The sequence below is a fragment of the Corynebacterium sp. 335C genome (assembly GCF_053525695.1).
In genome coordinates this window covers 1501034-1522431 of sequence record NZ_JASTTB010000001.1, presented here as the reverse complement: position 1 = coordinate 1522431, position 21398 = coordinate 1501034, and the positions used below count along the sequence as shown (strand labels likewise).

The following is a 21398-nucleotide window of genomic DNA, read 5'->3' as shown; positions in this document are numbered from 1 at the left end:
CCCCATGACCGACGCCAACGAGACCGCGGAGCTGCTGCGCAGCCCCCTGCACCCCGTCCACGAGCGCCTCGGCGCCCGCTTCACCGGCTTCGGCGGCTGGGAGATGCCGCTGCGCTACGGCAAGGAGCTCGAGGAGCACGCCGCCGTGCGCACCGACGCCGGCGTGTTCGACCTGTCCCACATGGGCGAGGTCCGCGTCACCGGCCCGGACGCCGCGGCGTTCCTGGACCACGCGCTCATCTCCCGCCTGTCGGCCATCGCTGTCGGCAAGGCGAAGTACTCGATGATCTGCGCGCCGGACGGCGGCGTCATCGACGACCTCATCACCTACCGCCTGGGCGACGAGGAGTTCCTCGTCGTGCCCAACGCCGCGAACGCCCCGACCGTGGTCGCGGAGCTGCGCGAGCGGGCGGAGGGCTTCGACGTGGAGCTCGCCGACGAGACCCGCGACACGGCGCTCATCGCCGTGCAGGGCCCGCGGGCGGAGGACATCGTCGCCGCCGTCGGCGGGGACGCGGCCGACGGCGTGCGCGCCCTGGGCTACTACGCGTGCCTGCCGGCGGAGGTCGCCGACGTCGCCGTGCTGGTCGCCCGCACCGGCTACACCGGCGAGGACGGCTTCGAGCTGTTCTGCCCGGCCGGCTCCGCCGAGTCGGTGTGGGACGCCGTCGCCGCGGCCGCCGAGGCCAACGGCGGCCCGGCCGTGCCGTGCGGCCTGGCCTGCCGCGACACGCTGCGCCTGGAGGCCGGCATGCCGCTGTACGGCTACGAGCTCACGCGGGACATCACGCCGGTCGACGCCGGCCTGGGCGTCCTGGCCGCCACGAAGTCCAAGGAGGAGTTCGTGGGCCGCGACGCCATCCTCGCCGCGAAGGAGGAGGGCCCGCGCCGGGCGCTCGTCGGCCTGGCCGGCGAGGGCCGCCGCGCCGCCCGCGAGGGCTACGCCGTGCACCTGCCGGGCGAGGACGCCCCGGTCGGCGAGGTGACCTCCGGCGTGCTGTCGCCGACCCTCGGCCACCCCATTGCCCTGGCGTCCGTGGAGGCCTCCGCCGCCGCCGAGGGCGGGCCGCTCGCGCCCGGCGCCGACGTGGAGGTGGACGTGCGCGGCAAGCGCCTGGCGTTCCGCGTCGTCGAGACGCCGTTCTACCGCCGCTCCCGCTGACCGGGCGGTCGCGCGGCCGGCCCCGGCCGGCGGCATCCCCGCCGCCCGGTCCCGGCCGGCTCCCGCATCACCCGCCCCCGTCCCGGCGTTTCCCGCGCACGCGGCCCGCGCCGCGCGCATAATCGACCCCCGTCATCCCGTTTCCCCCGGCCGCCCGGCGGCCACCGTCACCCAGGAGGACACCCCCATGACCGCCCTTCCCGCCGATTACCTGTACTCCGCCGAGCACGAGTGGGTGAATTCGTCCGACGTCAACGAGGGCGACGTCGTCCGCGTCGGCATCACGCACATCGCCGCCGAGGCGCTCGGCGAGATCGTCTACGTCGAGCTGCCCGAGGTCGGCGACGAGACCGAGGCCGGCGAGCCGTGCGGCGAGGTCGAGTCGACGAAGACCGTCTCCGACATCTACGCCCCGGTCTCCGGCGAGATCACCGCCGTCAACGAGGACCTGGCCGACGACGCCGGCATCATCAACTCCGACCCGTACGGCGAGGGCTGGATCTACGAGGTCCGCGTCACCGAGGTCGGCGACCTCATGGACGCCGCCGCCTACGAGGACGACAACAAGTAGCGTCCCCGCCGCCGTCGCCCGCATCTGCTTTGCGACGGCACCCGCTCCGGCGCCCGCCCCGATCCCCGGGGCGGGCGCCGTCGTCGTGCGCGCGGCGCGCGCGGGCGGCGGTCGGACCCGCCGGGAGGACCGGGCGCGCGCTGACGCGCCGGCCGGGGAGGAGCCGCCGCGGGCGTGGGGGAGCGGTCGCCGGGGCGGTGTCCGTCGTCACGCGAAACGGCGTTACACGTGCGGGAGCGGCGCACATGAACGCATGAAAGCATTTGCATGCGAATGTGATTGACGCCACTTCATGACGCGGTTACGGTCGGTGGCACCCTCCCGGACGGGAGGTCCGAACCGACCCGGGCGCGGGCGCGCCCGGCCACGAAGGGAGCACGCCAGTGACCGTCTACGCGAACCCGGGCACCGAGGGCAGCATCGTCACCTACCGCGACCGGTACGACAACTTCATCGGCGGCAAGTGGGTGCCGCCGGTGGACGGGGAGTACCTCGACGTCGTCACGCCCGTCACCGGCGAGGTGTTCACGAAGGTCGCGCGCGGCAAGGCCGCCGACATCGAGCTCGCCCTCGACGCCGCGCACGCCGCGAAGGACGCCTGGGGCCGCATGGCCGCCGCCGAGCGCGCCCTCATCCTGCACCGCATCGCCGACCGCATCGAGGAGCACCTCGAGGAGATCGCCGTCGCCGAGACCTGGGACAACGGCAAGGCCGTGCGCGAGACCCTCGCCGCCGACCTGCCCCTGGCGGTCGACCACTTCCGCTACTTCGCCGGCGTCGTGCGCACCCAGGAGGGCCGCATCTCCCAGATCGACGACGACACGGTCGCGTACCACTTCAACGAGCCGCTCGGCGTCGTCGGCCAGATCATCCCGTGGAACTTCCCCATCCTCATGGCGGCGTGGAAGATCGCCCCGGCCCTGGCCGCCGGCAACTGCATCGTACTGAAGCCCGCCGAGCAGACGCCGGCCTCGCTGCTCTACCTCGTGGAGATCATCCAGGACCTGCTGCCCGACGGCGTCCTCAACATCGTCAACGGCCTCGGCGGCGAGGCCGGCGCGGCGCTCACCGCCTCGCACCGCGTGTCGAAGATCGCGTTCACCGGCTCCACCGCCGTCGGCAAGATCATCCACTCCGCCGTCTCCGACCGCGTCCTGCCGGTCACCCTGGAGCTCGGCGGCAAGTCCCCGTCCGTGTTCTTCCCGGACATCATGGACCACGACGACGAGTTCCTGGACAAGTGCGTCGAGGGCCTCGCCATGTTCGCCCTCAACCAGGGCGAGGTGTGCACCTGCCCGTCCCGCGCCCTCATCCACGAGGACATCGCCGACGAGTTCCTCAAGCGCGCCGTCGCCCGCGTCGAGTCCCTGAAGCGCGGCAACCCGCTGGACACCGACGTGCAGATGGGCGCCCAGGCGTCGCAGGAGCAGATGGACAAGATCACCGGCTACCTGAAGTCCGGCCCGGCCGAGGGCGCCGAGGTGCTCACCGGCGGCAACGTCGCCAGCCTCGACGGCCTGGAGGACGGCTTCTACATCGAGCCGACCATCTTCAAGGGCGACAACTCCATGCAGTGCTTCCGCGAGGAGATCTTCGGCCCGGTCCTGGCGGTGACGACGTTCCGCGACTTCGACGAGGCCATGGAGATCGCCAACGACACCATCTACGGCCTCGGCGCCGGCGTGTGGTCCCGCAACGGCTCCGTCGCCTACCGCGCCGGCCGCGCCATCCAGGCCGGCCGCGTGTGGGTGAACAACTACCACCAGTACCCCGCGCACGCGGCGTTCGGCGGCTACAAGGAGTCCGGCATCGGCCGCGAGAACCACCTCATGATGATGGAGCACTACCAGCAGACGAAGTGCATGCTCGTCTCCTACTCCGGCCAGGCCACCGGCCTGTTCTGACCCGTCCCGGGTTTCGCGCGGCCCCGCCGTCCCCGCAGGGGGAGGCGGGGCCGCCGCATGCGCGGGGGAGCGGCGGGGCCGGACGAGCGGGGCCGCGCCGGGCGGCGTCCTATCCCCGCCGCGCCGCCCGCGACGTCCGCGCCGTCGCCGGCGCCGCCCACGGGTCCTCCGGCCACGGGTGCTTCGGGTAGCGGCCGCGCATCTCGGCCCGGACCTGCGCGTAGGCGCCGTCCCAGAAGCCCGGCAGGTCGGCGGTGACCGCCAGCGGCCGGCCGGCGGGGGACAGCAGGTGCATGAGCACCGGCTCCGCCCCGCCCGCCACCGCCGGGGTCTCCGCCATGCCGAAGCACTCCTGCAGCTTCACGGCCAGCACCGGCGGGCCGTCCGCGCCGGGCTCCGGGTACTCCACGCGGTGGGAGTTGCCGGAGGCGACGGCGATGCGCTCCGGCGCCAGCTCGTCGAGCCGCCCGGCCTCCGGCCACGGCAGGATGGCGCGCAGCCGGTCGACGTCGACGGGCCCCGGGTCCGGCCGGTCGAGCGCGCCCATGAGCAGCTCCTCCGCCCGCGCCGCCAGCGCGTCCGCGGAGACGTCGGGCCACGGGTCGCCGAGCGTGCGGTGCAGCAGCGCGAGGCGGCGGGTCAGCGCCCGCGCGTCGTCCGTGAGCGTGACGACCTCCCGGTCCGCGGCGATCGCCGCCAGCACCGCGTCGCGGCAGTCGGCGCCCTCCGGGCGCAGGGGGTGGGAGCCCAGCTCGATGGCGCCGAGGCGCTCCACCCGCCGGGCGGTGACGCGGCCGGAGCCGAGGCGCCCGGTGAATCGCACGTCGCGGTCCTCCCGCAGCGCCGGGGCGGCGGCCCATTCGGCGACGTCCCGGTCGACGGGCGCCGCGGCGCGGACGACGGCCCCGGCCCGGCCCGCGGCCCGGCCCGCGGCGCGGGAGACCTCCGCCACCGCCAGCCACTCGTGGCCGCGCAGCTCCGCGGGCGCGGTGGCGGCGGTGCCGGCGACGGTGAGGTACTCGTCCGAGCCGTCCGCGCGGCGGCGGGCGATGCGGTCCGGCCAGGCCAGCGCCGCGACGAGGGCCACCGGGGCGACGCCGGGGGAGGGGTGGCCGCCGGCCGGGCCATCCGAGCCCTCGCCGCCCGCGCCCCCGTCCCCGCCGGCCCGCTCCAGCAGCCGCCGCAGCCGGTCGGCCTCGCTCCGGGCGGGCCCGGTCGGCCGCGCCCGGGTGACGTCGCCGCGCGGCTCGTCGCCCAGCAGCGCCACCGCGTCCGCCGCCGCCCGCGCGCCGACCACCGGGGCCGCGGCCAGCAGCGCGCGCCCCAGGCGCGGGTCGACCGGCAGGGACGCCAGGCGGCGGCCGAGATCGGTGACCTGGTCGCCGTCGTCAAGCGCACCGAGGGCGCGCAGCGTCGCGTGCGCCGCCGCGAGATGCCGGGCCGGCGGGGCGTCGGGCAGCCGCAGCCCCTCGCCGCCCGGGGTGCCCCACGCCGCCAGATCCAGTGCGGCGGGCGTCAGGTCGGCGACCGCGATCTCCGGCGCCGGCCACGCGTCGAGGCCCGCCCACTCGCCCTCGGCGATGCAGCGCACCGCGACGCCGGGCCCGAGGCGCGCGGCGCGGCCGGCGCGCTGGTCGGCCGACGATTTCGCGCAGGAGGTGGTGACCAGGCCGCTCATGCCGCGGGCCGCGTCGAGGCGGGGGCCGCGGGCGAGGCAGGCGTCGACGACGCCGCGGACGCCGGGCACGGTCAGGGAGGACTCGGCGACGGCGGTGGACACGATGATGCGCGGCACCCCCGGCGTGCGGTCGCGGCCGGCGACGACGCGGTCCTGGTCGGCGGCCTCCAGCCGGCCGTGCAGGGGCAGCACCTCGGCGGCGCCGTGCGCGCGGGCGCGGGCCGCCGCGGCGACGTGGTCGACCTCCCGGACGCCGGGGACGAAGACGAGCACGTCGCCGCCGTCGCCCGCCGCGAGCTCCGCCGACAGGTCCGCCGCCTGTGCGGCGACGTGGTCGAGGAACGCCGGCTCCACCCCGCGGGCGCCGAGCCGCGGCCCCGGTGCGGGGCGGTGGCGGATCTCGAGGGGGTGGAGCACCGAGGGGACGTCGACGACGGGGGCGGGCGCGGCGTCATCGCCCAGCAGGCGGGCGAAGCGCGGGGCGTCGACGGTGGCGGACATCGCCGCCAGCACCAGGTCCTCCCGCAGATCCCGCAGGTCGCGCAGCATGCCCAGCGCGAGATCGGTGTCGAGGTTGCGCTCGTGGACCTCGTCGAGGACGACGGCGGCGACGCCGGGCAGCTCCGCGTCGCGCAGCAGCCGGCGCAGCAGCACGCCCGGGGTGCAGAACTCCACCAGCGTCCGCTCCGACACCCGCGCGTCGCCCCGGACCGCGTAGCCGACCTCCTCGCCGAGGCGCACGCCCGCCAGCTGCGCCAGCCGGCGGGCCGCGGCGCGCACGGCGACGCGGCGCGGGGCGGTGACGACGACGCGGCCGGGCTCCCCGGCGCCGGCCGCCGCCCGCGCCGCGACGGCCGCGGCGACGACGGGCGGGGCGACCGTCGTCTTGCCCGTGCCGGGCGGGGCCTGGATGACGGCCAGGCCCGTGCCCTCCACGGCCGCGGCCAGGTCGGCGGCGGCCGCGGCGAAGGGTAGGCCGGCCCCGATGGCGGCGATGTCGAAGGGCGCGTCGTCGGTCATGGGCGCCATCCTGCCAGCCCGGCGGGGGACCCCGGGTGTGCGGCCGGGGAGGGGAGGTTGGCTACCGTGGATACGGACATGGACATCATCGACGCCCATTTCCACATCATCGCCCCGCGCGATCTGCGATCCGACGCGCCCGACGGTCCGCGGCCCTTCACGGTCGACAGGTACCTGCGCGCGATCGACCGCTTTGCGGCCTCGGGGAGGTGGAGCCGGGTCGCCGGCGGCGTCGTCGTCGGGGGCAGCCGCGACACCCGGGAGGAGACCCTCGCCGAGGCGCTGGCGGAGCTCGAGGACGCCACCTCCGACCGGGGCGCCGCGCTGCGCGGCGGCCGCAACTTCATCGGCGTCATCGCCCACCGCGCCGACCTGGGCGGAGACCGCATCGCCCGCCTGCACGCCGACGGCATCCGCGGCATCCGCTTCAACCTGCTGCGCGACCGGGACGCCGACGTGACCGGCGACGACGTCGAGGCGCTGGCCCGCCGCGTCCACGACGAGGCCGGCTGGGCCGTCCACGTCGCCGCCGACATCGCGGAGCGCCCCGACGTCGCCGACGCCGTCGGCCGCCTGGCCCGCGACGGCGTCCACGTCGCCGTCGATCACATGGGCATGAGCGGCGCCGGCGTCGACCGGCTGGTGGACCTCGCCGCCGCCGGCGCGGGCGTGAAGGCCACCGGCTTCAGCCGCGTCGACTTCCCCGTCGCCGACGCCCTGCGGCGGGTCCACGAGGCCAACCCGGCGGCGCTCATGTTCGGCACGGACCTGCCGGGCTCCCGCTCGTACCGGCGCCTCAACGCCGGCGACGTCGACGTGCTGCTCGACGTCCTCGGCGACTGGGAGATGCCGCGCGTCATGCACGCCAACGCCTTCGCGTTCCACGACTTCTCCTGACGACGCGGCCCGCGCCGCGCGGGTCGCCGCGCGCGTCCGTCCCCGGGCCGCGCACCCCGCCGTGCCGCCCGCCGCGCCGGGCGGCGGGCGCGGACGCCGCGCGGGAACCGTCGTCACGCACCACCGCGCGCCCCGCGGACGGACCCGCGGACGCGGCGCGCACGCACCCGCGCAACCCCGCCCCGCGGACCCCTGAAACCGATGTTTACGCAGGTCCGAAGGTGGTTTTGCGCATCCGCAACGCCTTTGTGGAACCCGTGGGGGCGGGGTTAAATGCGGGGCATGCGCGATCTGACCAAGTACGCGTGGCTGTCCGTCGCGGCGGCCATCGTGACCATCCTGCTGAAGTCGGGGGCCTACGTCGTCACCGGCTCCGTCGGCCTGCTGGCCGACGCGGCGGAGTCGTCGGTCAACCTCGTCGCCGCCGTCGTGGCGCTCATCGTCCTCAACCTGGTGATGAAGCCCGCCGACGAGGGCCACGAGTACGGCCACGCGAAGGCCGAGTACTTCTCCGCGGGCATCGAGGGCGCGATGATCTTCATCGCCGCCGGCTTCATCGTCGTCACCTCCTTCGAGCGCCTGGTCAACCCGGCGCCGGTGGAGGAGGTCGGGCTCGGCCTGGTCATCTCCGTCATCGCGTCGCTCATCAACGGCGCCGTGGCGCTCGTGCTCATCCGCGCCGGGCGCCGGCACGACTCCATCACGCTGCGCGCCGACGGGAAGCACCTGCTCACCGACGTGTGGACCTCCGTGGGCGTCGTCGTCGGCATCGCGCTGGTGGCGATCACGGGCTGGCAGTGGCTCGACCCGGTGGTCGCCCTGCTGGTCGCGGTGAACATCCTGTGGGCCGGCTGGTCGCTGGTGAAGGAGTCCGGCGCCGGCCTCATGGACGCGGCCATGGAGGGCCACGACCGCGTCGACGTCGACCGCATCCTGGAGCGCCACCGCGACCCGGCCGCCGGCGTCGACGTCCACGAGATCCGCACCCGCGTCGCCGGCTCCCAGAAGTTCATCGAGTTCCACGTCCTCGTGCCGGGCGCGTGGAGCGTCGAGCACGGCCACGAGGTGCTCACCGCCATGGAGGACGAGCTGCGCGAGCGGTTCCCCGGCGTGCACCTGGCCACGCACCTGGAGCCCATCGAGGACGAGCGCGCCTACGGCGACGTGCACCTGTGAGCCCGCGGCGGGGTGCGCGCCGCGGGCCCGGTGCGGCCCGCGGTGCGCGTGCGGGTCGCTGGTCGGCGCGGGTTTCCGCGTCCGCGTGACGACGGCCCCCTCCTCGGGGGACCCCGCGTCCGGGGGCCGCGCCCCCGATCCTTTCCGTTTCGGTGGAAAACGGCGTACCAAAAGGGGGTGAACGGGCGCGATTCCGGGGGCGGTGCGGGTGACCGCGATCACAGGGGCATACGATGTGCCCGACGGGCCGCGGGCCGATCCCGGGTGGACGGCGACCGCGGCCACCGCGAGCAGCGGGACGAAGCGAACACGACGAAGGAACCGGAGGCGACCGTGGCCGGAGATGCGACGACCGACGACGTGCGGGGCACCGCCCGTCCCGTGAACGACCCGATGGACCGGAGCCCGCGGCCGCGGCGCTCCGTCATCCTGCCCGCCCGCGGCGACGGCCTGCTGCTGCGCGGCACCCTGTGGCGCCCGGAGGAGAACCCCGCCGACGTCCGCGGCGTCATCACCATCCACGGCGGCACCGGCCGCTCGGAGAAGACCTACGAGCCGATGGCGAAGCGCTTCACGGAGCGCGGCTACGCCGTCGTCACGTACTGCTACCGCGGCATGGAGCGCTCCGGCCTGGAGTCCGACCGCCGCAACGACACGATGTCCATGACGGACTGGATCACCCAGGACGCCCCCGGCGTCATGGAGTGGGCCCGCGAGCACTTCCCGGACGTCCCCGCCTACGCGCTGGGCCACGGCACCGGCGGCCACGGCGTCATCTGGGCCGGCTCCGAGGGCCTGTACGACGGCGCCGTGCTGCTCGGCGTCGGCACCCGCGGCCTGCGCGCCATCAGCGGCCTGGCCAACCGGGCGAAGCTGTTCTCCCTGCTGACCGTCGTCTGCCCGGTCACCGCCGAGACGATGGGCCGCATCCCGCGCCAGCCGTTCGGCTTCGAGGTCGAGCCGCCGGTCGGCGTCGTCCGCCAGTGGGCGCGCTGGGCCCGCAACCGCGACTACTTCTTCGGCGACTCCGAGCACGACTTCGCCGCCCGCTACGCCCGCGCCAACGGCCGCTACCTGTCCGTGCGCATCCTCGACGACGAGTGGTGCAACCAGCGCGGCTCCGACGAGATCACCGACCGCATGTTCGGCGCGTCCGTCGAGAAGCGCGTCCTGGAGCCGGGCGACGGCGAGCTGGGCCACGCCGGCGTGCTCGCCGCCGGCAACGAGGCGCTGTTCGACGGCTTCGTCGACTGGTTCGAGGGCAAGTAGCGCCCGCCGCGCGCGGCCCGGAACCCGCTGCGGCGCAGGTCGGCCGGGCGATCCGGCGCCGATAGGTTGACGTGTCACGCCATGTATGGCCAACATGTGTGATACGTCAACCAACAAGCAGCCGCTCCTGTTCCTCGGCCACGGCTCCCCGATGAACGCCATCGAGGACAACGCCCACTCCCGCGCGTGGGCCTCCCTCGGCGAGCGCCTGCGCCGCACCCCGCCCCGCGGCATCGTCGTCGTCTCTGCGCACTGGTGCGCTGGCGCCACGATGGTCACCGCCATGCGCGACCCGCGGACCATCCACGACTTCTGGGGCTTCCCCGACGAGCTGTTCGCGCAGAGCTACGGCGCCCCCGGCTCCCCGGACCTGGCCCGCGAGGTCGCCGAGGCGGTCAAGCCGCAGTGGGTCGGCGAGGACCGCGAGCAGTGGGGCTTCGACCACGGCGCCTGGTCCGTGCTGCTGCACCTGTTCCCGCACGCCGACATCCCGGTCGTGCAGGTCTCCGTCGACGCGACGAAGCCGCTGGACGCCCACGTCGGCATCGGCGCGAAGCTGGCGAAGCTCCGCGACTCCGGCGTGCTCGTCATCGGCTCCGGCAACATCGTCCACAACCTCCGCGCCGTCGACTGGCGCGCCCCGGGCCGCGGCTACGACTGGGCCGACCGCTTCGACGCCGACGCGAAGGAGATCTTCTCCACCCGCCCCGGCGACGTCTCCCGCCTCACCGCCCGCGTGCGCCGGTCGCATGACGACGGGGCCCGCCGCGGCCCCGGGGCCCCGCGGCGGGGCGGGGATCGTCGTCACGCGTTAACCCGCGCGGCGTAACCTACGGCAGCGTAGGATGCGCGGCATGAACCGCACCACGCCCCGCGCCGCCGAGGGCGGACGCCGCCACCGCGCGCCCCGCAGCCGCCCCCGGCCCGTCGACCGCGGGCCCCGGCCGCTGCTGCGCGGCACGCTCCACGCCCGCGCGGCCTGGGCCTTCGCCGGATCCGGGTGCGCGCTCATCGCCGTCGCCGCCGTCCGCCACGGCATCGGCGCCGCGACGTGGCTGACTGCCCTGTACGTCGCCTGCCTCGTCGGCGCGATGGCCGTCTCCGCCCTGTACCACCGCGGCCGGTGGCGCAGCATGGCCGCCGTGCGCCGCTGGCGCCGCGCCGACCACGCCATGATCGCCGTGTTCATCGCCGGCACCTACGGGCCCGTCGTCGCCGTGGCGCTCGACCCCGGCACCGCGGCGGTGATCCTCGCCCTGTGCTGGGCGTTCGCGCTGGCCGCGGTGGCGCTCAACATGTTCTGGATCGGCCACCCGAGATGGCTCGACGTCGTCGTCTACCTCTTCCTCGGCTGGCTCATCATCTGGGAGGCCCCGGCGCTGTGGACCGGCGCCGGTCCCGCCGTCACCGTCCTGCTGGCCGCCGGCGGCGTGGTCTACAGCCTCGGCGCCGTCGTCTACGGCCTCAAATGGCCGAACCCGTCGGAGCGGTGGTTCGGGTTCCACGAGGTCTTCCACGCCGCGACCATCGTCGCCGCGGTGCTGCACCACGTCGCCATCTGGCTCGTCGTCGTGGTGCCGCAGACGGCGTAGGGCGGGCGTTCGCCCGGGGGAGCGGCGGCGCGGGGGAGCGGGCCGCCGCGGGGCGCGTAGACGCCCCTACCTTCCCGCGGCCTCGCGGTCGCGGACGCGCTCCAGCAGCCCCTCCAGCGTCGCCGTCGGCAGGCCGTGGGCGCGGCCGGCGCGGATGACGGCGCCGGCGATGGCGTCGGCCTCCGTCGGCCGGCCCGCGTCCAGGTCGCGGGCCAGCGAGGTCGTGCCCGCCGCCGGGAACGCCGTCATCACCGCGTCGATGCCCTCGCGGCCGTTGGTCGCGCCCTCCGCGGCGGCGATGGCGGCGGACTCGTCGACCGCCGCGTCGTAGACGTCGCGGTGGTCCTCCAGGACGTCGCCCATCGTGGCGTCCAGGCCGCCGGTCAGCAGCGCCATCGGCGCCAGCAGCGCGAGCTTGTTCCACATCACCTCGCCGTCGCCGCCGCCGACGTTCACCTCCGTGGCGCAGTCGCGCAGCACCTCCGCCGCCGCCTCGGCCGCCGGGTGGTCGGACAGGGAGATGCGCAGGAACGTCGAGGTGTGCTCGAACTCGCCGTCGCCGACGCGGGTGGCCTCCACCTGCACGGTCGCGGCGGGAACGCGGTCGTCGCCGTAGCGTTCCCGCAGCACGGCGACGTGCTCGACGCCGTTGAGGAACGGCACGACCGTGCCCGCGAGCTCCGCGGGGATGCGGTCCAGCGCGTCCGGCATGCCGGTGTGCTTCACGGTCACCAGGGTCAGGTCGACGTCGCGGTCGAGCCGCGTGACGACGCGGACCCGCTCATCCGCGTCCCCCAGCGCCCCCGACGCGACGGTGAGGCGGCCGTCGCGGGCGGCGAGCGCCTCCGCCGACCGCTCGGAGGCGACGACGGTGACGTCGTGGCCGGCGCGGGCGAGCAGCCCGGCGAGGACGCCCCCGACGCCGCCGGCGCCGAGGACCGCCACGCGGGCGGGGGAGGTGGTGGACGGGGTGCGGGCGTCGTCGGTCATGGGCCCGATTGTGCCCCGCCGCCGCCCGCCGCGGGCCGGGTTGCCGGACGCGGGCCCCGGATTGGCCGCGGCTACCCTGACGGCATGGCCCACGCGATGCTGCCCACCCCGGTCGGCGACCTCGGCGTCGCCGCCACCGCCCGCGGCGTCTCCGTCATCGAGCTGACCGGCTCCGCGGCGGGCGCGCACGGGGCGGACGACGCGTCGCCGGAGGCCGCCGCGATGCTGGAGCGCGCCCTGTCGGAGCTGCGCGAATGGTTCGCGGGGGAGCGCCGGTCGTTCGGGGTTCCGCTCGACGTGCCGGGGCTTGACGACGCCTCCCGCGCCGCCGCCGGATCCGATCCGGGCGGGGCGCCGTTCCGGCTGCGGACGCTGGCGGCCCTGCGGGAGGTGCCGTGGGGGTCGACGGTGAGCTACGGGGAGCTCGCCGCCCGCGCCGGCTCCCCGCGCGCCGCCCGGGCGGCCGGGTCGGCGTGCGCGACCAACCCGGTGCCGCTCATCATCCCGTGCCACCGGGTGCTGCCGGCCTCCGGGGCCGTCGGCGCCTTCGGCGGCGGCCCGGCGATGAAGCGCGCTCTGCTCGCCGCGGAGGGGCGGGAGCCGTGAGCGTCCTCTTCGACGATCTGCCGCGGCCGCCCGCCAACCCCGCCCCGGGCGTGGTCCACCTGCCGGGGCGCATTCCGGTGGGGGAGCAGGCCCGCATCGTCGCGGAGTGCCGGGAGCTCGGCCTCGGGCCGGTGCCGTACCGCCGGCCCGTCACCGCCGGCGGGGCGATGAGCGTGTCGGCGCTGTCGCTCGGCTGGCACTGGTGCGCCCGCCCGTACGGCTACCACCGGCGGGCCGTCGACGTGAACGGCGCCGAGGTGCCGCCCCTGCCCGGCTGGCTGGCGGACCTGGCGTCGGGCGCCGCGGCGGCCGCCCGCGACGTCGACCCGTCGGTGGGGGACATCCGGCCGGACGCGGCGCTGGTGAACTTCTACGGCCCCGGCGCGGCGATGGGCGTGCACCGGGATGCCGACGAGGAGGCGGACGCGCCCGTCGTCAGCATCTCCCTCGGCGACTCGGCGGTGTTCAGGTTCGCGGAGGAACGGCACGGTCGCTTCGCGGAGGAACGGTACGGTGGCTCGGCGGGGGAGGAACACGGCGCGCCCGTAGAAGGCACCGACGCCGCGGAGCCGGTCTGGCACCGCCTCCAGCTGCTGTCGGGCGACGTGCTGGTCTTCGGCGGCCCCGCCCGCGCCATGCCGCACGGCGTGCCGAAGGTCCTGCCGGGCACCGGGCCCGCCGGCATCGGCCTCGGCGGCCGCCTGAACGTCACCGTCCGCCAGGTGCGGCGGTGAGGCGCCGGCGGCGCCCCGCGCCGTCGTCACGCGACGACCCGGTGCGCGTCAGCGGATCCACTGCGTGATCGCGCCCCACGACGGCCTGCCGCGCCGCGACCAGATGCGCACCTCCGTCGACGACAGCGCCAGCAGCGCCACCAGATCCACCGCCGTGATGAGCAGGTGGATGGTGAGCACCCCGACCTCCGGGATGTGATCGTCGACGAGCTTCAGCGCCAGCACCACCGTGACCAGAAGCATCAGCAGCGTGCGCGGGACCTGGAAGCCGACCCACGTCAGCAGCGCCAGCACCGCCATCGCCGTCGTGCCCGCCGCCAGCAGCCACGGCGCCAGCCCCTCGAACCCGCCGGCCAGCGTGATGCCCGGCAGGCCGATGACCTCCAGCGTCGCCGGGCGGTGCGACGCCAGCGCCGCCACGATGACCGCCACCTGCGCCAGCACCGAGGCCACCAGCATCGACATCGCCAGCGACAGCGACCGGGGCCGCCGCACCGTGGAGCCGGCGACGGTGGTCTCCAGCTCCTCCTCGAACCCCGGGTCCGGGGAGGCCGCCGGCCCGTCCGGGATGGCGTAGCCGTGCGCCGCCCGCACCACCTGGTGCGGCAGCTCCTGCAGCACCTCCGCGTCGACGGCGGTCAGGTCGAGCACCGGCAGGTCGCCGTCGGTGCGCACCAGGTCCCCGCCGCCGTTGCGGTGGTGGTAGCCGGTGGAGAAGTCCTCCAGCACCTCCACCTGCACCGCCGGGTCGGCGGCGGTGACGGTGCCGACGATGTGGTCGCGCTCAACGTCGATGTCCGCGTCGATGCGGTGCGTGAACTGCAGCGTGAACAGGCTGAGCCCCACCGCCGTGTCGAAGCTGCCCGCCCCCAGCCAGCCGACCCGCCGCCCGCCCGGCAGCGGCCAGTCGTCCGGGCACCGCCAGAACCGCACGTGGTGGCGCTGCCGCGGATCGCCCTCCACCTCCTGCTGGTACGCCAGCTGCTGGCGGCGGCCGAACAGCATCAGCGGGCTCACCGGCGCCTCCGGGTACGACCGGCGCAGCACCGACGCGACGATGATCCGCACCGACGACGCGAACGTCACGTCGTCCGCCAGCTTCCATCCGGCGGCGGTCATCGCCGCGTGGATCTGCGCCGCCGTGCCGTCGGCCGCCAGGTTCACGGGGTCGCCGAGCATCCCCTCCGAGGTGCGGGTGCGGCCGATGAAGTAGTCCGGCACGTACACCGCCGTGAGGATGCGGTGCAGCCGCGGCAGCGTCAGGTACGCCGTCACCGCCCAGAACGGGATGAGCAGCACCAGCAGCTTCGGCGAGGTGAAGGAGTTGAACAGCAGCAGGAGCGTGAACCACGCCGCCCCCAGGCCCCCGATGACGGAGAAGGCGGCGTCGACCCGCCCGCCGCGCAGCCGCGGCCGGATCCTGCTGTCCCGCACCCGCGCGGAGGCGCCCCTGGCCATGCCCGCGATCCTAATCGGCGCCGGCGCCGCGGCGGTTCGCGGCGCCCGCCCGGCCGACGCGGCGGTACCCCGCTCGATCCCGCATCCGCGCCGCCCGCGTCCGGCCCCTCCGCCACCAGGTCGACGGGGAAGTACCCGATCTCCTTCGGCCGGTCCCCGGCCGGCTCCACGTCGCCGCCGGCGGCGCGGGCGATGAGCTGCGCGCCCAGGCACACGCCCAGCAGCGGCCGGCCGCGGTCCAGGCGATCGCGCACCGCCGCCAGCTCGTCGTCCAGCCACGGGTACGCCGGGGCGTCGTGCACGCCGACCGGCCCGCCCAGCACCACCAGCAGATCCGGATCCGCGGCCGCCGCCGGGCGGGTTCGCCCGGATCCGCCGAAGTCCGGGGCGCGGGGCCGGGTCGGCGGACGTCGTCACGCGCAACCCGCGACCCGGCTGCGGCGCACGCCGCATGCGCCGCCGCGCCCCGCGCGTCTACCGTGAGCGCATGACGTCCCCCGACATCCGCACCACCGACATCCCCGCCGCCTCCGACCTGGCGTTCCGCCGCCGCTTCGCCGAGATGCTGCGCACCCGCCGCGCCACCCGCGCCTACGACCCGGCCCCGCTGCCGGAGAAGGACGTGCGCGAGTACCTCGGCCTCGTCCTCGAGGCGCCGTCCGCGTTCAACATGCAGGACTCCACCATCGTCGCCGTGCGTGACGAGGCGCAGCGCCGCCGCCTCGCCGAGGCCGCCAACGGCCAGAAGCAGGTCGAGCAGGCGCCCATGACGCTCGTGTTCGTCGCCGGCCCCGACGCCTGGCGCCGTACGCTGCGCGAGGTCCTCGAGTCCGACGTCCGCGCCGGGCGCCTCGACCGCGCCGCCGCCGACGCGAAGTGGGAGAAGGTCTCCGGCTTCCAGGAGCAGCGCGCCCGCGCCGGGCTCGCCCGCGAGTTCGCCCTGCGCAACGCCATGCTCGCCGCCGGCTACGCCATCGCCGCCGCCCCCGCCTTCGGCTGGTCCACCTCCCCGATGACCGGCTTCGACGAGGCCGCCGTCAAGGACGTCCTCGGCCTGCCCGGCGACGCCGTCGTCGGTCTGCTGCTCGCCGTCGGCCGCGGCGCGGAGAAGCCCGCGCACCCCGGCCGCCTGCCCGTCGAGCGCCGCGTCCGCTTCGACCGCTGGTAGCGCGCGGGGCGCGGGTTCCGGGTCGCGCGGGGCGCGGCGGGGTCCGCGTCGTGTCTTTCGCGTGACGACGGCACCCGCGCCGCGGACCGCCCTCAGGCCGGCTCGAGGTGGGCGACCTGCTCCCGCATCCGGCGGCGGGCGTCGAGCAGCGCCGCCGGCAGGCCGTCGTCCAGCGCCGCCCGGAACCGCGTCTCCGGCAGCGACACCGACACCGCCCCCAGCGGGTCGCCGAGGTTGTTCGACAGCGCCGCCGCGATCGCGCACACGCCCTTCTCCGCCCCCGAGCGGTTGACGGCGTAGCCCTGCTGCCGGCCCAGGAACAGCTGCTTGCGCAGCGCGTCGAACGTCTCGTCCGACATCGACGGGTACAGGCCGCGCAGCTCCGATCGGCCGAGCTCCGCCAGCAGGATCCGCCCGGAGGCCGTGTCCGCCGCCGGCAGCATGTGGCCCTGCCGCGAGCCGATGCGCAGCGCCGCGTCCGACTCCGCGCTGTAGATGAAGTGCACCTTGTCCTTGCGGCGGATGCTCAGGTGGACCGTCTCGCCCGTGGCGGAGCGCAGCTCGTCGACCACCGGCCGGCACGCCCGGTACAGCGGCAGAGCGCTGTCGATCGGCCGCTCCGTGATGATGGCCCCCGGGCCCAGCGTGTACCGGCGGCTCGGATCCTGATCCGCGAAGCCCCGGTTGGCCAGCGTGTTGAGCAGCCGGTGCGCCGTCGACGGGGAGGCGCCGATGAGCTCCGCGGCCTCCGTGATGCGCAGCGGGCCGACGTCGCGGAGGTGCTGCAGCAGCGCCAGGGCCTTGTCCACGGAGTGCACGATGGTCACTTGCGCCGCCTTTCACGGGGCCGGGGGTCTGGGTGCGTGCGCCCATGATTCACCATTCCGCCTCGCGGAAACAAGTTGATCCGGTGGCCCAGGTCACACCCCCGGGTGCCTCCCGGGGGCCGGGGTGCCGGCATCCGCGACACCCCTTCGCGGGGCCGCCGCGGCACCGTCGCGGGGGCCTTCCCCCGGAGTAGATTTCCCCTATGAGCACGACGCGATTCGGGCGGTTCCTCGACGCCGTCCCCCCGTTATACGGATGGCTGCTGACCTTCTACGCCATCGTCGCCCTGCTGCTGGCGCTGATACCCGGCCTCCGGTACCCGCTGCACGCGCTGCGGACCATGCTGGACATCGTCCTGCTGCCGCTGCCGCCGAACAACGCCGCATGGGCCGTCGCCCTGGCGGTGCTCGCCGCCGGCGTCTTCGCCCGCAAGAGGCTGGCCTGGATCATCATCGTCGCGCTGACCGTCGTGGTGAACCTGTTCAACCTCGACGTGCTGATCATCAGCCCGGTCATGGGCGTCGACCTCGGCCTGTACTGGCTGGGCCTGGCCGTGCATGCCGTCATCCTCGTGCTGCTGATCCTCGCCCGCGGCCGCTTCCGGGCGAAGGTCCGCCCGGGCGCCATCTGGCGCGCGGTGCTGGTCTACGTCGCCGGCATGGCCGTCGCCACGCTCGCGGTGACGTGCCTGGCGCTGGCGCTGCCGCAGGCCCACGGCCGCAACCCGCTGCCCGCCGCCGACGCCCCGTGGTGGTCCCTCGACCGCGTCGCCGGCTTCGCCCTCTTCGGCCCCCAGTACTTCGACGGCCGGCCGCCGACGTGGGTCGGCGGAGTCGCCGGCCTGCTCGGCGCCGTCGTCCTCGTCGCCACCGTCTTCACGCTGTTGCGCTCCCAGCGCGACCGCAACGCCCTGTCCGGCCGCGACGAGGAGGCGCTGCGCGCCATGCTGTCCCGCTGGGGCGACAACGACTCCCTGGGCTACTTCGCCACCCGCCGCGACAAGTCCGTCGTCTACGCCCCCACCGGCCTCGCCGCCGTCACCTACCGCCTCGAGATCGGCGTGGCGCTGGCCTCCGGCGACCCGGTCGGCGACCCGGAGCACTGGGACGGCGCCATCGCCGCCTTCCTCGACCGCGCCGAGGTCTACGGCTGGCACCCCGCCGTCATGGGCGCCTCCCAGGAGGGCGCCCGCGCCTGGCGCCGCCACGGCCTGACCGAGATCCACCTCGGCGACGAGGCCGTGCTGCACACCGCCACGTACCGCATCACCGGCCCCGACCGGAAGTCCGTCCGCCAGGCCGTCCACCGCGCCCGCAACGCCGGCGTCGAGGTCCGCGTCCGCCGCCACCACGACGTCGCCCCGGAGGAGTTCGAGTCCATCTCCGCCGACGTCGACCGCTGGCGCGACACCACCGACGAGCGCGGCTTCTCCATGGCCCTCGGGCGCCTCGGCGACGCCGCCGACGGCGACTGTCTGCTGGTGGAGGCGCTGCACGACGGCGAGCGCGTCGCCGTCCTGTCCTTCTCCCCCTGGGGCCGCACCGGCGCCTCCCTCGACCTGATGCGCCGCTCCCCGCAGGCCCCGAACGGCTGCGTCGAGCTGATGGTCACCGAGCTGTGCGGCGCCGCCGAGGAGCTGGGCGTCACCCGCCTGTCCCTCAACTTCGCCGTCTTCCGCAGCGTCTTCGCCTCCGAGGACGAGCTGGGCGTCGGCCCGCTGCTGCGCGTCTGGCGCGGCATGCTGGTGTTCCTCTCCCGCTTCTGGTAGATGGAGGCGCTCTACCGCTCCAACGACCGCTACGGCCCGGAGTGGGTGCCGCGCTACCTCTGCTACCTGGCGCCCCGCTCCGCCCTGCAGGTGTCCCTCGCCTCCGGCATCGCCGAGGGCTTCATCCCGTGGCCGGAGCGCCGCCGCCTCCGCGACCTGATCGGCACCGACGACGCCAGCCCCGGCGCCCAGGCCGCCTACGCCGCCATCCCGGAGATCCTCGCCGGCCGCGAGCGGCGCCCGGAGCGCCGCGTCTCCGAGCAGACCGGCGTCCGCATGGCGTCGGCCGAGCGGATGCGCGCCGCCGGCCGCGACCCGTGGCCCGTCGCCGGGCAGCCCGCCAACCGGTGCGACGAGGTCGCCGGCGCCGAGCCGGGCGCGGCCCTGTCCGTCGCCGGCCGCGTCATGGCCCGCCGCGACTTCGGCGGCGTCGTCTTCCTCGACGTCCGCGACTTCACCGGCGACTGCCAGATCATCCTGGAGCGCGACGCCACGGGCGGGTTCGACCGCCTCGGCGACGTCGACCTCGCCGACCTCGTCTACGCCGAGGGCGTGCGCGGCGAGTCCCGCTCCGGCGAGCCGTCCCTGCTGGCGTCCCGCTGGTCGATGGAGGCGAAGTCCCTCCACCCGCTGCCGGACAAGCGCCGCGGCCTGCGCGACCCGGAGGCCCGGGCCCGCAACCGCCACGTCGACCTCGCCGTCGGCGACGACTCCCGCCGGGTGCTGCGCGCCCGCTCCGCCGTCCTGCACACCCTGCGCTCCACGCTGGTGGAGGAGGGCTTCCTGGAGGTGGAGACGCCGATCCTGCAGCAGATCCACGGCGGAGCGAACGCCCGCCCGTTCCGCACCCACATCAACGCCTACGACACGGACCTGTACCTGCGCATCGCGCCGGAGCTGTACCTCAAGCGCCTGATGTGCGGCGGCGTCGACCGCGTCTTCGAGCTCGGCCGCACCTTCCGCAACGAGGGCGTCGACGCGACCCACAACCCGGAGTTCACCATCCTCGAGGCCTACGCCGCCCACGGCGACTACGTCACCATGCGGCGCATGTGCCAGACCATGATCCAGCGGGCCGCCATCGCCGCCAACGGCGTGTGCGCGGTGCCCGGCCCGGACGGGGAGATGGTCGACATCTCCGGCGACTGGCCCGTCAAGACGCTGCACGAGGCGGTCACCGAGGCGTTGCGCGGCGAGGGCGTCGACTGCCCGGACCTCGACGGCACCACGGACGTCGACGTGCTGCGCCGCCTGTGCGACCGGGTGGGCGTGCCGCACCGCCCCGACTGGGACGCCGGCCAGGTGGCCCTGGAGATGTACGAGCACCTCGTCGAGGACCGCACGCAGGCGCCGACGTTCTACACCGACTTCCCGCTGTCGGTGTCCCCGCTGACCCGCACGCACCGCTCCTCGCCGGGCGTCACCGAGCGCTGGGATCTGGTGGCGTGGGGCGTGGAGCTCGGCACCGCCTACACCGAGCTCACCGACCCCGTCGACCAGCGCCGCCGCCTGGAGGAGCAGTCGTGGCTGGCCGCCGGCGGCGACCCGGAGGCCATGGAGGTCGACGAAGCCTTCCTCCGCGCCCTCGAGTTCGGCATGCCGCCGACCGGCGGCCTGGGCATGGGCGTCGACCGCGTCGTCATGCTCATCACCGGCGCCACCATCCGCGAGTCCCTGCCGTTCCCGTTCGTGAGGGCCGAGCGGTGATACCCGCCGGCGCGGAACCGGGCCGCCCCATCGCCGTCCTCGCCGGCGGCGTCGGCGTGCCGAGGGACGAGTGGGCCCCGCTGACGGAGGCCCTCGACGCCGCCGGGATGCCGCACGTCCTGGTGGAGCGGCCGGGCACCTCCTGGCTGCCCGCCTGGGACGGCGGGGAGGGCCCGACGCTGGAGTCCGAGGCCGCCCGCATCGCCGGGGCCTGCCGGCGCGCCCGCGACGAGGGCGCCGCGTCCGTCGTCCTCGTCGCCCACTCTGCCGCCGGCTTCTTCGCCGAGGCCGCGGTGCTGGAGGAGCCGGGGCTCGCCGACGGCGTCGTCCTGCTCGACGTCTCCGCCACCTCCGCCGCCCTGCCGGCGTTCCCGGGCCTCGTCGCCCCCTCCCGGTGGCTGGCCGCGGCGACCGCGCCGCTGGTGCGCCGCCTGCGCGGCGACGCGGCGGCCGGCCGCTGGCGCACCCTCCTGCTGGAGAATGCGCTGTTCCGGTACTGGGCCCGGGATCTGCGCGCCCTGCGGCGCGATCGCGGGGAGCGTGACGACGCCGCCGGCGCCCCGGCCGTCCCCCGGGCGCTCGTCCTCACCGCCTACCCGAAGGCCCCCGCGGTCCTGGCCGCCCTGCCGTTCGGCGCCGCGCTCTGGGACCTGGCGTGGCGGCTCGGCTGGTCCGGCCACGCCGACGGCATCGCCCGCCGCTGGGCGGAGCTCGCCGGCGACTGCGCCGAGGTGGAGCTCCGCGACTGCGGCCACATGGTCATGGGGGAGAAGCCGGCGGCGGTCGCGGCGTCCATCCGCGGCCTCGCCCGCGCGGCGGGGTAGGCGGCGCCGACCGCCGGGTGCGGGAGGCCGCGCCGGGCGCCGGGGC

16 protein-coding genes and 2 pseudogenes are annotated in these 21398 nt (G+C 75.8%); 13 read left to right on the top strand and 5 right to left on the bottom strand.

Annotation, left to right across the window (positions count from 1 at the left end):
• Nucleotides 1-4: 4 nt before the first annotated feature.
• The 3 genes from gcvT (at nucleotide 5) to exaC (ending at nucleotide 3637) form a co-directional block, all read left to right on the top strand.
• A complete protein-coding gene (gene gcvT / locus QQS41_RS06615; protein WP_448851844.1) occupies nucleotides 5-1162 on the top strand; it encodes a glycine cleavage system aminomethyltransferase GcvT in 1158 nt (385 codons plus the stop codon).
• A gap of 187 nt (nucleotides 1163-1349) precedes the next feature.
• A complete protein-coding gene (gene gcvH, locus QQS41_RS06610) occupies nucleotides 1350-1733 on the top strand; it encodes a glycine cleavage system protein GcvH (RefSeq protein ID WP_448851843.1) in 384 nt (127 codons plus the stop codon).
• Between the two features lie 383 nt (nucleotides 1734-2116).
• The gene (gene exaC / locus QQS41_RS06605) at nucleotides 2117-3637 is read left to right on the top strand and encodes an acetaldehyde dehydrogenase ExaC (protein ID WP_448851842.1); all 1521 of its coding nucleotides are present in this window, start codon (nucleotides 2117-2119) and stop codon (nucleotides 3635-3637) included.
• 109 nt (nucleotides 3638-3746) lie between these two features.
• Here the strand turns inward: exaC and hrpB are convergent, their stop codons facing one another.
• Nucleotides 3747-6335, bottom strand: coding sequence for an ATP-dependent helicase HrpB (hrpB, locus tag QQS41_RS06600; protein ID WP_448851841.1), 2589 nt, complete (start codon nucleotides 6333-6335; stop codon nucleotides 3747-3749).
• Nucleotides 6336-6401: 66 nt separating this feature from the next.
• Between hrpB and QQS41_RS06595 the strand changes: the two genes are divergently transcribed.
• The 5 genes from QQS41_RS06595 (at nucleotide 6402) to trhA (ending at nucleotide 11269) form a co-directional block, all read left to right on the top strand.
• On the top strand, nucleotides 6402-7232 hold the full coding sequence (locus tag QQS41_RS06595; protein ID WP_448851840.1) for an amidohydrolase family protein: 831 nt from the start codon (nucleotides 6402-6404) through the stop codon (nucleotides 7230-7232).
• Between the two features lie 282 nt (nucleotides 7233-7514).
• Complete coding sequence (locus QQS41_RS06590) at nucleotides 7515-8408, top strand: cation diffusion facilitator family transporter (RefSeq protein WP_448851839.1); 894 nt, start codon at nucleotides 7515-7517, stop codon at nucleotides 8406-8408.
• Between the two features lie 333 nt (nucleotides 8409-8741).
• Nucleotides 8742-9677: an alpha/beta hydrolase family protein gene (locus tag QQS41_RS06585; protein ID WP_448851838.1), complete on the top strand. Its 936-nt coding sequence runs from the start codon at nucleotides 8742-8744 to the stop codon at nucleotides 9675-9677.
• 94 nt (nucleotides 9678-9771) lie between these two features.
• Nucleotides 9772-10506, top strand: a complete 735-nt coding sequence (ygiD, locus tag QQS41_RS06580) for a 4,5-DOPA-extradiol-dioxygenase (protein WP_448851837.1) — start codon at nucleotides 9772-9774, stop codon at nucleotides 10504-10506.
• 25 nt (nucleotides 10507-10531) lie between these two features.
• Nucleotides 10532-11269 carry a PAQR family membrane homeostasis protein TrhA gene (trhA, locus tag QQS41_RS06575; RefSeq protein ID WP_448851836.1) on the top strand — a complete coding sequence of 246 codons (738 nt, stop codon included), beginning with the start codon at nucleotides 10532-10534 and terminating at the stop codon, nucleotides 11267-11269.
• A 66-nt stretch (nucleotides 11270-11335) separates the two neighbouring features.
• Here trhA and QQS41_RS06570 read toward each other — a convergent pair whose 3' ends face one another.
• Nucleotides 11336-12259, bottom strand: a complete 924-nt coding sequence (locus tag QQS41_RS06570) for a ketopantoate reductase family protein (protein ID WP_448851835.1) — start codon at nucleotides 12257-12259, stop codon at nucleotides 11336-11338.
• Between the two features lie 84 nt (nucleotides 12260-12343).
• Here QQS41_RS06570 and QQS41_RS06565 point away from each other — a divergent pair, with 84 nt between their 5' ends.
• Both QQS41_RS06565 and QQS41_RS06560 read left to right on the top strand, forming a co-directional pair.
• Nucleotides 12344-12865, top strand: coding sequence for a methylated-DNA--[protein]-cysteine S-methyltransferase (locus tag QQS41_RS06565; protein WP_448851834.1), 522 nt, complete (start codon nucleotides 12344-12346; stop codon nucleotides 12863-12865).
• Nucleotides 12862-13599 (top strand): alpha-ketoglutarate-dependent dioxygenase AlkB, encoded by a 738-nt coding sequence (locus QQS41_RS06560; protein ID WP_448851833.1) that lies wholly within the window; start codon nucleotides 12862-12864, stop codon nucleotides 13597-13599. Before QQS41_RS06565 ends, QQS41_RS06560 begins: the two co-directional genes overlap by 4 nt.
• Before the next feature lie 48 nt (nucleotides 13600-13647).
• Here QQS41_RS06560 and QQS41_RS06555 read toward each other — a convergent pair whose 3' ends face one another.
• Entirely contained in the window at nucleotides 13648-15057 is a 1410-nt protein-coding gene (locus QQS41_RS06555) for an LssY C-terminal domain-containing protein (RefSeq protein ID WP_448851832.1), read from the bottom strand.
• A 146-nt stretch (nucleotides 15058-15203) separates the two neighbouring features.
• Nucleotides 15204-15392 (bottom strand): annotated as a pseudogene (locus QQS41_RS06550) (glutamine amidotransferase-related protein); the annotation flags it as partial.
• Nucleotides 15393-15544: 152 nt separating this feature from the next.
• On the opposite strand from QQS41_RS06550, the gene QQS41_RS06545 reads away from it, so the two are divergent.
• Nucleotides 15545-16225, top strand: a complete 681-nt coding sequence (locus QQS41_RS06545) for a nitroreductase family protein (RefSeq protein WP_448851831.1) — start codon at nucleotides 15545-15547, stop codon at nucleotides 16223-16225.
• Between the two features lie 92 nt (nucleotides 16226-16317).
• Here the strand turns inward: QQS41_RS06545 and QQS41_RS06540 are convergent, their stop codons facing one another.
• Complete coding sequence (locus tag QQS41_RS06540; protein WP_448851830.1) at nucleotides 16318-17052, bottom strand: IclR family transcriptional regulator; 735 nt, start codon at nucleotides 17050-17052, stop codon at nucleotides 16318-16320.
• A gap of 203 nt (nucleotides 17053-17255) precedes the next feature.
• On the opposite strand from QQS41_RS06540, the pseudogene lysX reads away from it, so the two are divergent.
• A pseudogene (lysX, locus tag QQS41_RS06535) lies at nucleotides 17256-20528 on the top strand (bifunctional lysylphosphatidylglycerol synthetase/lysine--tRNA ligase LysX).
• On the top strand, nucleotides 20525-21352 hold the full coding sequence (locus tag QQS41_RS06530) for an alpha/beta fold hydrolase (RefSeq protein WP_448851829.1): 828 nt from the start codon (nucleotides 20525-20527) through the stop codon (nucleotides 21350-21352). The pseudogene lysX and the gene QQS41_RS06530 overlap by 4 nt, the downstream one beginning before the upstream one ends.
• The last annotated feature ends 46 nt before the right edge of the window (nucleotides 21353-21398 follow it).